Genomic DNA, 1,009 nt, shown 5'->3' with positions numbered 1-1,009 from the left:
TCACCTCGGCCGGTGTCCAGCGGCAGTACTCGGGCACTGCGGGCCGGACGGAGAATTGCCAGATTGGCGTGTTCGCCGCCTACGCCTCGGCCAACGGGCGGGCCCTGGTGGACCGGGAGTTGTATCTTCCCAAGTCCTGGACGGGCGATCCGGACCGCTGCCGGGCCGCGAAAATTCCCGAGGAGCGGACGTTTGCGACCAAGGGCGAACTGGCCCGGAAGCTGGTGCGGCGGGCCCTGGCCTCCGCCCTGCCCATCGCGTGGGTCACCGCCGATTCCGCCTACGGCCAGGAATGGGCCTTCCGGCGGATGCTTGAGGAGGCCGGCGTCGGCTATGTGCTCGCCGTCCCGAAATCACAGCAGGTCAAGTCGACGGCCGGGAGCTGGCGCATCGACGCTCTGATCGCCGAGGCACCCGACGACGCGTGGCAGCGCCTGTCCTGCGGCGACGGCGCGAAAGGCCCGCGCGTCTACGACTGGGCCGCTGCCCAACTGCCGGTCATCGACATCTTCGACGGTGACCCGCCGACCCACCGGCGGTGGGTGCTGGCCCGCCGCAGTCTGGCCAGGCATCACGAGATCGCCTACTACCTGGCCTACGCCCCCGACGGCACCGCCGTGGAGGATCTGGTCCGCATTGCGGGATCGCGCTGGGCGATCGAGGAGTGTTTCCAGGCCGCGAAGAACGAATGCGGCCTGGACCAGTACGAAGTGCGCCGCTACCCAGGCTGGTACCGGCACATCACCCTGGCCATGCTCGCGCATGCCTTTCTCGCCGCGATGGCCGCCGATGCGATCGAAAGGGGGGCCGAAGAAACGATGAACCCGCCCCCGCGCCCCTCACCCTGGCAGAAATCCGGAGACTCCTGGACGCTCTCCGCCCCAGCCCGGCGCGCCACGGGCATCGGGATCGGGATCGTGCGCTGATCTGGTCCCGCTACCGACGACGCCACCAAGCCATCGCCAGACGCTGCCACTACGCGCGCCGAACCGCTGGTCACGAACTGCCG

General features: G+C 69.5%; 1 protein-coding gene. It reads left to right on the top strand.

Annotation, left to right across the window (positions count from 1 at the left end):
• Positions 1 to 926, top strand: a 926-nt coding sequence (locus ACIBLA_RS37585) for an IS701 family transposase (protein WP_399201151.1), incomplete at its 5' end; no start/stop codon positions are given.
• Positions 927 to 1,009: the final 83 nt, after the last annotated feature.

Origin of the sequence: Streptomyces sp. NPDC050433 (assembly GCF_044458565.1) — a bacterium.
GTDB lineage: Bacteria > Actinomycetota > Actinomycetes > Streptomycetales > Streptomycetaceae > Streptomyces.
This window is presented reverse-complemented; position numbering and strand designations above follow the sequence as displayed.